The organism is Microbulbifer sp. SE14 (assembly GCF_059834885.1).
Window position 1 is genome coordinate 25,440 of record NZ_JCBAJA010000031.1, and the last position, 14,488, is coordinate 39,927.

The 14,488-nt window shown below is 64.3% G+C and carries 8 protein-coding genes, 1 tRNA gene and 1 pseudogene; 7 read left to right on the plus strand and 3 right to left on the minus strand.

The genetic code is table 11. From position 1 onward, the window contains the following. Position 1 precedes the first annotated feature (1 nt). The 5 genes and pseudogenes from AC6R19_RS18565 to AC6R19_RS18585 all read left to right on the plus strand — a co-directional run. Positions 2-4,069 carry a translocation/assembly module TamB domain-containing protein gene (locus tag AC6R19_RS18565; protein ID WP_500581348.1) on the plus strand — a complete coding sequence of 1,356 codons (4,068 nt, stop codon included), beginning with the start codon at positions 2-4 and terminating at the stop codon, positions 4,067-4,069. A 185-nt stretch (positions 4,070-4,254) separates the two neighbouring features. After that, positions 4,255-7,080, plus strand: coding sequence for a xanthine dehydrogenase family protein molybdopterin-binding subunit (locus AC6R19_RS18570; protein WP_500581349.1), 2,826 nt, complete (start codon positions 4,255-4,257; stop codon positions 7,078-7,080). Positions 7,081-7,096: 16 nt separating this feature from the next. Continuing rightward, positions 7,097-7,642 carry a (2Fe-2S)-binding protein gene (locus AC6R19_RS18575; protein WP_500581350.1) on the plus strand — a complete coding sequence of 182 codons (546 nt, stop codon included), beginning with the start codon at positions 7,097-7,099 and terminating at the stop codon, positions 7,640-7,642. Positions 7,643-7,930: 288 nt separating this feature from the next. Continuing rightward, complete coding sequence (locus tag AC6R19_RS18580; protein ID WP_500581351.1) at positions 7,931-9,118, plus strand: c-type cytochrome; 1,188 nt, start codon at positions 7,931-7,933, stop codon at positions 9,116-9,118. Positions 9,119-9,159: 41 nt separating this feature from the next. Then, a pseudogene (locus tag AC6R19_RS18585) lies at positions 9,160-9,669 on the plus strand (nucleotidyltransferase family protein); the annotation flags it as partial. A 49-nt stretch (positions 9,670-9,718) separates the two neighbouring features. Here AC6R19_RS18585 and AC6R19_RS18590 read toward each other — a convergent pair. Further along, positions 9,719-10,594, minus strand: a complete 876-nt coding sequence (locus AC6R19_RS18590) for a M90 family metallopeptidase (protein WP_500581352.1) — start codon at positions 10,592-10,594, stop codon at positions 9,719-9,721. Between the two features lie 198 nt (positions 10,595-10,792). On the opposite strand from AC6R19_RS18590, the gene AC6R19_RS18595 reads away from it, so the two are divergent. After that, positions 10,793-11,164 (plus strand): hypothetical protein, encoded by a 372-nt coding sequence (locus AC6R19_RS18595; RefSeq protein ID WP_500581353.1) that lies wholly within the window; start codon positions 10,793-10,795, stop codon positions 11,162-11,164. A 174-nt stretch (positions 11,165-11,338) separates the two neighbouring features. Here AC6R19_RS18595 and AC6R19_RS18600 read toward each other — a convergent pair. After that, a tRNA-Arg gene (locus tag AC6R19_RS18600) sits at positions 11,339-11,415 on the minus strand. Positions 11,416-11,762: 347 nt separating this feature from the next. Here AC6R19_RS18600 and ftsH point away from each other — a divergent pair. Continuing rightward, positions 11,763-13,694: an ATP-dependent zinc metalloprotease FtsH gene (gene ftsH, locus AC6R19_RS18605; RefSeq protein ID WP_500581354.1), complete on the plus strand. Its 1,932-nt coding sequence runs from the start codon at positions 11,763-11,765 to the stop codon at positions 13,692-13,694. A gap of 9 nt (positions 13,695-13,703) precedes the next feature. On the opposite strand, the gene AC6R19_RS18610 is transcribed toward ftsH, so the two are convergent. Further along, positions 13,704-14,486, minus strand: coding sequence for an Fpg/Nei family DNA glycosylase (locus tag AC6R19_RS18610; protein ID WP_500581355.1), 783 nt, complete (start codon positions 14,484-14,486; stop codon positions 13,704-13,706). Positions 14,487-14,488 lie beyond the last annotated feature (2 nt).

A 14,488-nucleotide genomic window follows, 5' to 3' on the forward strand; every position in this document is an offset into this window, starting at 1 on the left:
TATGTGGAAAGCCCTGCTTTCACTGGCCACCGGATATGTCCGCGCCCTCGGCGTCCTGCTGCGGAGCCTGTGGCAGTCGCTCAGCGGGCGCGGTTCGCTGCTGTTCAGCCTCTTCTTTGTCCTGCTGCTGGCGCTGCTCTACCTGCTCGGCACCGAGCATGGGCGCGTAACCCTGACCCGCGGCGCCATCCTTGTCGCGGAAAAACTGCTGCCGGAACTGGAGTTCCAGGTGGAGCATATCGGCAGCGAGCATTTGGGCGCATGGTATTTTTCCCGCCTGAAAATCGATTACGGCGCAGGCACCCTGGCACAGGCCAGCGATCTCGCCGTGGATATCGATCTCGGCGGACTGCTGCGCAACCGCATCGATATAGAGAGGATCGCTGCGGCGGAACTGATCGTCGACAACGACATATTGAATGAATTGCTCGAGGCCCAGGCACAGAGTGCCGAGGACCTGGTCGACGCGAGCGACGAACCCCTGTCGCTGCCGGAGATGCGCCTGGGCGCCCTGCAGGTAGACCGCCTGCAAGTGGTCGACAGAAGGTTCCCGGATTTTCCCGTTGTGTCCGTCACCTCCGACGGGCGCTACCTGTGGCAGCGGGAGCTGGCAAGGATAGACCTGGAAGTGCGCGAACTGGGCGGCGCCGACCTGCGCATCCTGGTAAAGGGCAGGGAGGTGGAGCGCGGGCGCTACACGCTCGAATTCTCGGCCAGTGAAAAGCCGGGGGGATTTGCCGGCAGATACCTGCAGCTGCCGGACGGACAGGCGCTGGACGCCCGCGGCAGAGTCTCTCTGTGGCAGCCGCGGGACAACCAGCTGCTGGTGAATATCGAGGAATTTTCCCTGCCGCTGGTGCAGCACCGCTTCGCACTCTCCGGCCGCACCGAGATTGCGCTGTCGCCGTGGAAAGTCGCCACCGAGGAGCTGCTACTGGAGGTGGACGATAGCCGCCACCGTATCACGGGTAGCGTCAGTGCCGACGAGGTCGACGCCGAGATCAAACTCAATCGCCTGCCGGTGGCCATCTCCCAGCCCTGGCAGGACTATCTGGTGGGCGGCCGGCTCAGCGCGGATCTCAGTGTCCGCGGCCCCCTGTCGCAAAATGGGCAGGGGGCATTGCCGTCCCTGTCCGGCATCCTCGACCTGAACAGCTACTTCCGCTTCAACGGCCGGGAGCGCGAACAGCCGCTGCGGCTCCAGGCCAGGGTGCAGAGCCGCGACAAGGTGATCCACATCGAGTCCGCGACCCTGGGCTACGCGCAAGCCAGCCTCGACGCCGGGGGCAGTGTGGATATTGGCAGTGAATCCCTGGACCTGCGCGGCGAAATCGAAAAACTGGGCCTGGACGACATCCGCCGCCTGCTGGCGGCACTGCCGGGCACCGGGGCGGTGGAGATTCCGGCAGATCTGAACGGTTCGGTGGAAAAGTTGCAGGTCTCGGCCGAGGGGCCCTGGAAGAGCCCGGCACTGAGCGCGACCCTGGATGCCAACCCCATCTACCGCCAGATGGACAGCCGCCTGACCGCGTCGGTGGAAGGAAACCTGGAAGAACTCGAGGTTTCCGAATTCCGGCTGCAGAGCGAAACCCTCACTATCAAAGGCGGCGGCGCCGTCGCCATCGCCGGGGAATCCCTGCAGCTGCAGCTGGAGGTGGACGCGCGGGACTTCCGCCCGGCCCAAGAGCTGGAGCTGGCCGCCGCCGAAGGACTCACCATCGATCTGGAAGCGAGTGTGGGTGTCAACGGCCCCTGGGCAAATCCGCAACTGGATGCGCGCATCCGCTCCGACGGCAGTTATCTCGACACCTCAGACAGTCGCTATCGCTACCGCTACACACTGCGCGGCGGCGCCGCCGGCAATCTCGACAAAATCGCCCTCGACCGGCTGCGCCTGGAGCTGTCCGCAGACAATGGCCCGGGGCAGTTCGACCCGCGCGAGCTGCGCGGCCCCCAGTCGCTGATACCGGAAAAACTCACCGAGGCGGACATCGCCGGTGGCGCACAGCCGCTGCAGAACCACAGTCGCACCGCGGCGCTGGCCGAGGAGGCACAGCAATTGGGTCGCAGGGGCGCGGCCTGGCTCGAAGTGAATGGCGTCATCGAGCCCAAGGCCGCGCGCGCCCAAGGCAAGCTCGCCGCGCGCAATATCCCCCTGTCCCTGGCGGAACTGGCCGGCGTCGAACTGCCGCCGTCGCTGGCCGGGGAAATCAGTATCGACGGCGAATTCTCCGGCCCCTTCGCCAAACCCGAGGCCGGCGCCAATATCCTGGCGCTGGGGGAGTACCGCGGCGAGCGCTGGCAGCTGCAGGGGGATATGCACTACGGCGGCGGCAGCGTGGACCTGGCGGGCGTGGAACTGCTGTGGGCGGAGCGCAACCGGCTGTCCGCCCACGGCAGCCTGAACCCGCAGCAGCTGGACCTGGATATACGCGGGGAAGCCATGCTCGCGGATATAGACGCCGGGCTGCCGGCGGATATCGCCGAGCGCGGCCAGCTTACCTTCACCGCCAGCGCCGCCGGCAGCCCCCAGCGGCCGCAACTGGCTGGCGAGCTGAAGATCACCAGCGAGGCGCCGGGGCTGGTGCGGGAAAGAGTGGAAGTGAAGCCGCTCAGCCTGCTGCTCGGCTGGCAGACCGAGAGTAGGGACCTGCTGATCGCCCTCGATGCGCACCACGGCGAGCGCCGGGCCGTAGACATCGATGCCAGGCTGACGGTGGCGCCGATACTGGAGCAGCTGTTTGCCGAACGTGCGCAGGGCGAAGAGGTGCCTCCGCTGCCGCTGCAGTTGAGCAGCAGCGGCAGCGCGGACCTCTCCGTCGTGGCCGAGTTTGTCGACCCGGAAATCCACGCCATGCGCGGCCAGCTGAATTTTTCTGTCAGTGCCGATGGCAACTTCGCCAGGCCCGAACTCAATGGCCGCATAGAACTGACCAACGGCGACTATGAGCATCGCCCCAGCAACACCCGCCTGTGCAATATCGATTTTCTCGCGCACCTGACACCGAGCCAGTGGCGCATCGAGCGGGCCAGGGCCGAGGACGGCGAAAGGGGCAGTATTGCTCTCGGTGGCGCCGTGGCTTTCTCCCCGCCAGGGCCGCCGTCGATGAACTTCGAGCTGCGTGCGGACAGGGCCCAACTGCTCAGTACCCCGGCGGTGCGCGGCGCCATCTCCGGCACCCTGGCGCTGACCGGTACCACCGAGGATGCGGAACTCGAAGGGCGCCTGACCCTGCGCCCGCTCGCCGTGCAGATAGAACAGCTGATCGGCAGCAGCGTGCCGGAAATCGACGTGGTGGAAGTGGAGGTGGACGGCCCCGAAGTGGAGCGGGCACCGCCATTGCTGCAGAAAATGGCCCTGGATATCGAGGTGGTGCTGGACAAGCAGTCCTACGTGCGCGGACTGGGGCTGGATTCGCAACTGCGCGGCCAGGTGGACATCGGCGGCACCGCGGCCAAACCCGACGCCTCCGGCGAACTGCGCATAGTGCGCGGCAGCTTCGACCTGCTGGGCAAGAAGTTCGAGCTGCAGGAGGGGCTGGTGCAGTTCGAGAACAGCGAGGCCGCCATCTATGTGAAGGGACTGCACGAGTACAGCGAGGGCGAGATCACCGCCGAAATATCGGGCACCACAGATGACCTGGACGTGACCTTCAGCTCCACCCCGGCAGCCGCCCAGGACGAGATCTTCGCCCAGCTGCTGTTCGGCAAATCCATGTCGGACATATCGCCGCTGCAGGCGGTGCGCCTGGTCAGCGTGGTGCGCAGCCTGCAGAGCGGCGGCTCGGTATTCGACCCGGTGGCCAGGACCCGCGAGTTGCTGGGGGTGGATACCCTGGATATCGAACAGGATACGACGGACGAAGGCGATCAGTACGCCCTCAGCCTGGGCAAGTACATCACCAACCGCATCTATATCGAACTGCAGCGCAGCACCGATCCGCTGAATCCCTGGCAGGCGGAAATGCAGATAGAACTGCGTCGCAATCTGAATTTGGAGATCCAATCCGCCGACGAGGGGGAAAGCGGCGCCGGCAGTGTGGAGCTCCAGTGGAAGAGGGACTATTAGTATTCGGGACTCGGGACTCGGGACTCGGGAAGAATACTGAAACCTGATGCGAAGGCCCTGCTGCCGGTGGCCGTCTGGGAAATGTTTGCCGATGAGGCTTTTTCCCAGACGGCCACCGGCAGCAGGGCCGCCACGGATCCGGCTACAAGCAGCGGGACCGGGAAACACAATAAGCCGGAAATACCATGGAAGGATTCCGCCAGGACCGCCGCAACTTCATCAAGCTGTGCACCGTCGCCGGCATCACAATTTTCGCCGCGCCGGCGCTGTGGCAGCTGGGCCGCGCCCGGCAGCCGGACGCTGCCGCGGGCAGCCTCGACTGGCGCGGCACCGGCCCGGATCCCGCCTTTCGCAGCGACGGTATCGCCAAGGTCACCGGCCAGAAGATCTTCGGCCGCGACTTCCGCGCCAGGGACATGCCTGACTGGCCACAACAGCAGCACTATGCCCTGGCATTGCGCTGCAACCGGGTAGAGCGACGCTTTGACGGCATCGACTGGGCTCAGGTGCCCGCCGATGCACAACCCTACGCGCGCATCACCGCGCAGAGCCTGGCCGAGAAAAAACTGAAGCTGCCGCCCTTCTACGGCGAGGCGATGCTGCTGCCGGAGGGACAGTCACCCCACTACTACGGCCACGCAGTGGCCATGCTGCTGTTCGACGACTTCGAGAAATACGCCACCGCCAAGCAGGCGCTGCAGTTCAACAACAAAGTGATCCACTATGGCGAGGAGACGTCGCCGGTGGAGCGCAACCCCTACGCCAGCTGGCGCATCATCCGCGTCGAGGGGCCGGGCGGCCCGACCGGTGAGGATCTCTATTCGCCGCTGCAGGACGGCCTCTTCTTTCCCAGCTACCGCGATCGCAAGGCGGAGTGGCCCACGACCGCGAATCAGGCCGGCGACGCCAGTGAGCGCGGCATCTACTATGCGAGCCAGATCCGCAACCAGGCGGAGCGCGAGGCCGCCGCCGGCAACTGGCACCTGGTGCGCGGCCAGTACGAAACCCAGATCGTCGACCCGATGATGATGGAGCCGGAGACCGCCAACGGCTGGCTCGACAGCGCCCGCAGCACCCTGCACCTGGTGCTAACCACCCAGTCGCCGCAGGATTTCCAGGAGATGGCCGCGCATATGGTCGCGGAGAGCGACTTCGCCGGGGACATAAGCAACATCGTGGTGCACTCCGCCTTTGTCGGCGGCGGTTTCGGCGGCAAGGACCACACCATCTTTCCCTACTACGGGCTGGTTGCGGCGCTCTTCGGTACGGCGCCGGTGCGCCTGGCCAACAACCGCTTCGAGCAGTTCCAGGCTGGCCTCAAGCGCCACCCCTTCCGCATGCACAACACCCTGGCGGTGGACAGGAAGAGCGGAAAATTCCAGGCACTGATATCCGAGATGCAGGTGGACGGCGGCGGCCGGCAGAATTTCAGTCCCGCCGTCGCCATGGTGGGCGCCAGCGCGATACAGAGCATCTACTACCTGCCGCGCAACGACATCTCCGCGGTCGCCAACCAGTCGATGAACGTGGACTCCGGGTCCATGCGCGGTTTTGGCACCCTGCAGACGATGACCGCCATGGAAATGATGGTGAACCAGGCCGCTGAAGAACTGGGCATGGATCCCATAGAGCTGCGCTTGCGCAACGCCTTCGAGACCGGCTGGCGCAACACCCAGGGCGCCGTGCCGCTGGTGGGCGTGCGCTACCGGGAAATGCTGGAGCGCGCCCGCCAGCATCCGATCTGGCAGGAGCGCGCCGAGCGCAAGAAAATCTTCGAGCGCAAGAACCCCGGCTACCTGTTCGGCACCGGCTACGCCATCGCCACCAAGGACTACGGCACCGGCGCCGCCGCCCCCAGCGCCGCGGTGCAGTTCGACGCCGAGGGCAGGCTGTCCCTGGCGGTGGAATTCATGGAAATGGGCACCGGCATCGGCACCTCCCAGTCCCTGTTACTGGAAAAGGTGCTGGGACGCGCCGCGGATCACTGCGAAGTGGGGGCGGTCGACGCCTGGCACGCCCTGCAGCAGTTCCAGACCGAAAGCCCCTACACCATGAGCCAGGAACACCAGGACCAGATGTCCGCCAATCCCCTGTGGACACCGGTGACCGCCATGGCCAGTGCCGCATCCATGTCTTCCTATTTCCAGGCCCACGTCACCCTGCAGGCGGCGCGCATCCTCTTCCAGCAGGGGCTACTGCCCGCGGCCAGGCGTCTGTGGCAGCGAGACGACATAGATCCGGCGCAGCTGCAATGGCGCAACGGCGAGCTTCTGTTCGAGGCCCTGCCCGCCCTGCCGCTGTCGCGGCTGGCGGCGGAGGCCCACCGCAGCGGCGGTGTCACCGGCGCGATGGTGCACGGCTTCAACCGCTGGGAGTGGGCGGAGGCGACTTTCGATTTAAATGGCGACCAGGGGGGCGAACCGCAGACCTGGGTCATCGACGGCCTGGCCCTGCGCCGCGGCGGCAGCGCCGAGAAGGTCCGCGCCGAGGAGTACCAGGTGGTGAAGCGCAAGTCGGTGCGCTACCCGAGAACCGCTCTGAACAACGCCATGGTCACCTACTATGCGCCCACCGCGGCGCTGGTGGAGGTGGCGGTGAATCCAGGCACCGGCGAAGTGAATATCCACGGGCTGCAAAACTATATGGACTGCGGCCAGCCCATAGTGCGCCAACTGGTGGAGGGACAGATAGAGGGCGGCGTGGCCATGGGTATCGGCCACGCCCTCTACGAGGTCCTGCCGCCGCTCGCCGAGGGTGCCGGCAACGGCACCTGGAACCTGAACCGCTACCAGGTGCCGCTGGCCAGGCATGTGCCGGTTTGGAACCAGCAGCACGAAATACTGCCGCCAGAGACGGATAAAGACCCCCACAAGGGCATCGCCGAAGTGGTGATGATCCCGATTGTCGCGGCCCTGGCGGAGGCCATCTACCAGGCCACCGGCAAGCGTTTCAACGACACGCCGATCACGCCGGAAAAACTGCGCCGCGCCCTCAATCCCCAGGTGCTGTAATAAGGAGATGCTTTAGATGGCCCGTATTCCGGTGTCGATGGTGATCAATGGCGAGCAGGTGGGCCCTATGGAAGTGGATGAATACACTTCCATGCTGGATTTCCTGCAGGAATACCTGAACCTGACCGGCACCAAGCTGGGCTGCGGCATCGGCGTCTGTCACGCCTGTGCAATCGTCGTCGAGCGGGAGGACGGCTCGCTCGAATCGGTGCGCAGCTGTATCAACAATGTGGGTCGCTTCGACGGCAAAAAAATCACCACCGTCGAGGGCCAGGCGGAGCGGGATGCCGAGGGCAACATCGTGGCCCTGTCGCCGATCCAGCAGGCCTTCCTGCGCAATTTCTCCTTCCAGTGCGGCTGGTGCACCGCGGGTTTCGTCAACGCCGCCACCGCACTGATCGACCGTCTCAAGCGCGAACCGGTGGCCGCGGACAGCGTGGAGGACACCATCGATGAGGCGCTGGGCGAGCATATCTGCCGCTGCACCGGCTATGTGCGCTACTTCCGCGCGGTCAGGGAGGTGATCGAAGCCACTCCCGGGCTGGTAAAGGAGGCGGAGTGAATGCCGAGTAACTACTTGCCCCTCGGGGTCAGGAAAAGAATGCCAGAGCTTAATGCGAAGGCCCTGCTACCGGTGGAAGTTTGCGGGACTGTCGGCGAGAGGGACCTCGCCGCCAAGCCTACATGGATGTATTCGCCGGGGGGGCGCCTAGCCCGTGTCCCGCAAACTTCCACCGGTAGCAGGGCCGCCCCAGCCTCTCTTACTGGCAACTGGGGGCTGGCAGTTTCGATACTTCCTTTCGCCTTTATCATGTTGCTGTTTGGCGGTACGGCGTTTGCGCAGACCTCTGTGGAAAAAGGCCGCTACCTGGCCGCTGCCGCCGACTGCGTCGCCTGCCACACGGCGACCAACGGTCGCCCCTTTATCGGCGGCCGGCCCTTTCACACCCCCTTCGGCACCCTTTACTCCACCAATATCACTCCTGACAGGAAGACCGGTATCGGCGACTACACACTGGAGGATTTCCGGGCCTCCATGCACCGGGGCAAGGCCCCCCACGGCAACCTCTACCCGGCCATGCCCTACACCTCCTACTACCTGGTCAGCGATGAAGATGTAGAGGCACTCTACGGCTACTTCATGCAGCTGCCACCGGTGGAGTACACACCGCCGAAAAACCGATTGATGTTTCCCGCCAACCTGCGCTTCGGCCTGACCTTCTGGAACTGGGCTTTTTTCGACAGGGAGCCGCTGGCGCAGCCGCAGGACAAAAGTCCCGAGTGGCAGCGGGGCAACTACCTGGTCAACGCCCTGGGGCACTGCGGCGAGTGCCACACACCGCGCAACTTTGCCTATGCCATGAAAGGGGCCCAAGCGATGCGAGAGGACCAGCGCTTCGCCGGCAATGTGCTCGAGGGCTGGGACGCGGTGGACATCAGGCCCCGGGCACTGCGCCGCCAGGGCTGGGACAGGGAGCATCTGCGGCAGCTGTTCACCACCGGCGCCAGCGAGCGCGGCACCGTCTTCGGGGAGATGTTTCGCGTGGTGGAGCACAGCCTCAGCCATCTCTCCGACGATGACATCAACGCGATCATCACCTATTTGCTCGACGACAGCGAAAGCGAACCCCGGGTCGTGGGCAAACCCGAACTGGCCGCGGAGCGCTACGCCCAGGGGCGCGCCGACTTCGTGGCCTACTGCGCCGGCTGCCACGGCCGCGAGGGGCGCGGCATAGTGCTCGACTTCGCGCCGCCGATGGACAACAACGCCGGCATACGCGCGGAAAAACCCTACAACGCCATTGCCGTGATACTGCGCGGCCTGCCGGCCCAGCGCATGGACCGCAACAATGCCCGCGCCGGCATGTCCGGATTCCATCGCGAACTGGACGACGCGCGGATCGCCGGGCTGGTGAACTTTATGCGCACCGCCTGGGGCGATTCCAGGGGCGAGGTGACTGCAGAGAAGGTGGCGCGAATCCGCCGCGAGCTGCAAGAGCACGGTTATCTGGATACCGCGGAACAGACAGCGAATTGATTCCCCTGTTTCGGCAAGAACCCTCCAGAAGGAGTCAACGAATGAAACACGCCGCAATTCTGCTCGCCGCCGGCTTCTCCCGCCGCTTCGGCAGCGACAAGCGCCTGGCCTGTATCGACGGCGAGCCCATGCTGTTGGCCAGCCTGCGCAACCTGCAGTCCGCCCTGAAGGGTATTTCCAGAGTCGACCTGCAGATAGTGGTGCGAGCCAGGGATCCGCTGGTAGCGCCGATGCTGGCCGGCATTGTGCGCGATGAGCCGGAGCGCCTGCTGCAGGCACCGGCCTGGCCGGTGGGTATGGGGGTGAGTATCGCCGCGGGAGTGGATGCGCTGCTGCGCCGCGGCTGCAAGCCGGATTCCGTCGCCATCTGCCTGGCGGATATGCCGTTTATAGACCCGGAAACCCTGCAGCGGCTGATGTTTGCGTCCCGGCCGAAGAACATCTGCGTACCGCTGTTCGAGGGGCAGCGGGGCCACCCCGTGGTGTTCGGAAAATATTTCTTACCGCACCTGCTCAAATTGCGCGGCAGCCGCGGCGCGGAGAAAATACTGCGCGCGCATCCGGATGCGATCCGGGAATATCCGGTGGAGGATGCGGGCGTTATCCTGGATATCGACCGGCCGCAGGATTTCCACTCAGCAGTGCAGCCGGATCCAGTCGGTAGAAACTGCACAGCTCGCGGTACAGCTGCGGATGCGCTGCCCGCATCTCGTCCGGGATGACAAAGAAAGCCTCCGTCGCCACAGCAAAGAACTCCGCCGGTGACTCGGCACCGTAGAGATCCAGCACCGAGGGCTCTTCCTCTTCACCGCTTTCCATGTCCTCCTCTTCGCGATCCAGCCGCCGGCGCAGCTTCTCGAACTCCGGGCGCAGGACCGAAGCCCAGCTCTTGCCCTCGTCGGTGCCGCCGAACAGCGGCCGCCCGTCATAGTAGCCATCCTCCTCATCGATCTTGTGCGCAAACTCGTGCAGCGCCACATTGCGCCCGTTCTCCGGGTGCAACAGGTCATCCTCCAGGTCCCCCCAGGAAAGGACCACCGGCCCGCGGTAGTGGGCCTCCCCCTCGCGCACACTGTGCCCGGTGGTCTCGATATAGCCGTCGTGATGGACCTCTTCGGCCACATAGGTTCCCGGATAAAGCAGTATGCTGTAGAGGTTCGGGTAGCAGTGGTTTTCGCGGCCGAGAAGCAGCAGGCAGGCGTGGGCGGCCACCGCCATACGCATTTTCTCCGTGACCTGCAGGCCCTCACAGCCGACGAACGCCTTTTCGCGCAGGAATAGGGCAATATTGGCCTGCAGCTCCCGCTGCTGCTCCGTCGGCAACTGGCGGTAGAGGGGGAGGCTGTCCGCCAGCAGTTGCAGCTGTTCGGTGGTGAGCGGCCTGGAGCGCAGGTAGTGGCGGCGCCAGGTTCGGTAGTAGTGCGGAACCAGCCAGAGAAGGATGGCGAGGAGGATAATGGCTAGGAAGGTGCTCATAAGGTTTGGGATTGCGGTTTTGGTTTTGGGAATTTTATCTTGGTTTGGTAGCGGGTGTGATTGTCGAGTATTGGCTGCTGAGGAAGCAAAGGCGCTTGGGGTAGAAGCCATTTCATCTTCTGGGTTAAATTTGACAGTGGCGCCGGCGCTTGGAGTTAATGGCTGGCAGTGTTGACTGGCAATCTGGAAGGAAAACAGATGAAAATAACAAAAATAGTGGTGTTCTCTCTAATCTTCGCGCCGTCGGCCTTTGCAAGTGATGACCAGGAGCCCATGGGCACAATGTCCACATGCTTGATAATGCACGACTGGACGTCTTGGGGGCTTTGGCAATTTGACGTTTACGCCCTTGCGGGAGATAAGATTCTAATTGGCAATAGAGAAAACCACTTTCTGGTCACTGCAGGCGAGCCCGGTTATCGCCATGTGGTTTCCGGGGAGGTGGTTTCCGATTATCCGGAGGCAACTGCTCTGTCTGAGTTGGGCAGTGCCTGCCAGGACAATTGCCCCGTAAATTATAAAAAGCGGGTTAACTGGTTCAAACGTCGCTGCAAGGCTTACTCCCCGTGAGTGAGGGGAGTGGGGGAAGGTAGGGCTCAATACAAGCCTTGGCACTTTTCGCGATTCTCTGGGCCGCGTCGCTCGATATAAATACTATTCCGCAGATTGGTCGAATATTCGATTTGTCGGCCCGAACACCCAAAACAAAAAAGGCCCGATCCTTTCGGATCTGGCCTCTCTGTATGGCGCGCTCGGGAGGATTCGAACCTCCGACCGCCTGGTTCGTAGCCAGGTACTCTATCCAGCTGAGCTACGAGCGCGTTGTGGGTGCGAACTATAGAGAGTTGGCCTTGCCTCGTCAACTCTTTTTTAAGATCTTTTTAAGAAAAAGGCCTTAAAAATCCGCAGCTTACCGAACTTCCTGACTTCCCGGGAGATGCCGGTGAAGCTCGATAGGGCGCGCATTCTGCCGCGGTGGGCGGCGCTTTGCAAGCACTATTTTGAAGATAGCTGTTTTTGCCCCGGGAGGGCGGCTGGCGGCGTCTCGTGCGATCGGCCGGGAAACTATACTGGTGCCAGTCGGGGCGCGCTGTCGCGGAGCGCGGATCGCCTCGATCCGGGCCCCTTTGTGGGCGCATTCCCCCGCCAAAGGCACAGCGAAAGGCATATGGCAGACGAGCAGGACGAAGACAGGCAGGCGCGCGGGCAGGGCCCCCCGCCACCACAGCGGCCGCCGCCCCGGCCGTCGCTGCCGTGGGGCCAGTACCTGATCTGGATCTTCTTCGTGTTCCTGATCGCCCAGTACTGGTCCAACTTCCTGCAGGACCAGCAACAGCAGGCGCTCTCCTATACCGAATTCAAGGGAAAGGTCCGCAGCGGCCAGGTGGCCAGTGTGACCCTGAAGGGCGACCGGCTCACGGGCACCTACGAGGGGGCCAAGGACGGCCGGATAGCATCCGGCGATCCCCGCGCCACACGATTCATCGTCATACTGCCGCCGGTGGAGGACCCGGAACTGATGCCGCTGCTGGAGCAGCACCAGGTGGAGATCCGGGCCGAGTCGCAGCAGGCGGACCTGTGGACCCGGGTGCTGATCGGCATACTGCCGTGGATACTGATCATCGGCCTGTTTATCTGGGCCGGGCGGCGGATGCAGGAGCGCATGGGCGGCGGTATCGGCGGTGGCGGCGGCGCCTTCGGTTTCGGCCGCTCCCGGGCCAAGCGCTTCGAGCGGGGCGAGTCGAATGTGACCTTCGACGACGTGGCCGGGCTGGAGAACGCCAAGCGCGACCTGCGCGAGATCGCCGAGTACCTGAAGAACCCGGAACACTTCCGCCGGCTCGGCGCCAAGGTACCCAAGGGCATACTGCTGATGGGGCCGCCGGGCACCGGCAAGACACTGCTGGCCAAGGCCCTGGCGGGAGAGAGCGATGTGCCCTTCTACAGCATCAGCGGCTCGGAATTCATCGAGATGTTCGTCGGCGTCGGCGCCTCGCGGGTGCGGGACATGTTCGCCAGCGCGAAGAAGGAGGCGCCGTCGATCATCTTTATCGACGAGATCGACTCGGTGGGCCGCGCCCGCGGCACCGGCCTCGGCGGCGGCCACGACGAGCGCGAGCAGACGCTGAACCAGATCCTCGGCGAGATGGACGGCTTCGACCCCCACGAGGCGGTGGTGGTGATAGCCGCCACCAACCGCCCGGACGTACTGGACGCGGCACTGCTGCGCCCCGGCCGCTTCGACCGCAAGATCACCCTCGACCTGCCGGACAAGCGGGCCCGCAAATCCATACTGCACATCCACGCACGGGAGGTGCCCCTGGCCGACGACGTGGATATGGAGCGGCTGGCGGCTCTGACGGTGGGCTTCTCCGGCGCGGACCTGGAAAACCTGATCAACGAGGCGGCTCTGCTGGCCGGGCGCGAGGACAGGGACGAGGTGGACATGGCCTGCCTGCTGCTGGCCCGCGACAAGGTGGTGCTGGGCGGCGAGCGGGAGATGGTCATCGGCGAGGAGGACAAGAAGACCATCGCCTACCACGAGGCCGGCCACGCCCTGGCCGCCAGCCTGCTGCCCCACGCCGATCCGCTGGACAAGGCCACCATCATCCCCCGCGGCCGCAGCCTCGGCGCCACCGAGCAGATTCCCGAGGAGGAGCACCACAACCTGCGCGTCAGCTACCTGCGCGACCGCATCGGCGTGATGCTGGGCGGGCGCGTCGCGGAGCTGGTGGTATTCAACGAACTCAGCTCCGGTGCCGAGGAGGACCTGAAACAGGCCACCCGCCTCGCGCGGCACATGGTGACCCACTGGGGCATGAGCGAAAAACTGGGCCCGGTGGCCTTCCGCCGCGGCGAGGAGCACATCTTTCTCGGCAAGGAGATGACCCAGCAGAAGGATTTCAGCGAGCACACCGCCGAGGTAATCGACGAGGAAATCGTCGAGCTGGTGCGCGGCATCGAGAAGGAGGTGCGGGCGCTGCTGGAAAAACACCGCGGCGAGCTGGACGCACTGGCCAAGGCGCTGCTGGAGAAGGAGACCCTGGAGGCCGGGGAAATCCAGTCGATCATCGGCGACGTGGGCGACCGGCAGGGTTGATTCGGGCCCTCAGTCTGCCTGGCAGTGCGGGCAGTACCAGGATGTACGGCCCGCGGCCTGGATGGTTTTCAGTGCAGTGCCACAGCGCGGGCAGTGGCCCCCCTTGTGGCGCTGCGTCAACAGGAACGAGCGTGGCAGCTTTTCCGGCTCCGCCTTTTTATCGAGCGCAGTCTCCAGTATCGAGCGCATCTTTTGGTAGATCCGCCGGTAATCCGATTTCTCCAACGCCTCCATTTTGCGTTTCGGGTGCATACGGCACTGGTAGAGGACCTCGTCGGAATAGTAGTTGCCGAGCCCGGCGATACTGTGCTGGTCCATCAGCCAGGATTTGGCTTGCCCGCGGCGTTTGCCGGCCAATGCCAGGAAGTCCTCTTCGCTGATCTGCAGCGCATCGGGACCCAGCTGCCGCGCCTCGATCCAGCCCTGCGGGGAGTCCGCCAGCGCGATGCGGCCCAGCTTGCGCGGTGCCACATAGTCCAGTTCGTAGCCGTTATCGAATTCCACCGACAGCTGCGAGTATTCGGGCCTGTCCGCCGATTTCGAATAGTGCAGCGAGCCGCTCATGCCGAAATGCAGCACCAGGCAGTTGTCGCCGTCCAGGCCGGCGAACAGGTACTTGCCGTGGCGCTCGGTGGAGGCAAAGCAGTGATTTTTGAGTGCGCGCCCCAGCCCCTGGGGTGAAGTGTCGACCAACAGCTCCGGGCCCTGCACATGAACCTTCCGGATACACTGGTGCAGGGCAGTGGCGTTGAAGTAGCGGCGGAATTGTTCGACGTCGGGTAACTCCGGCATCG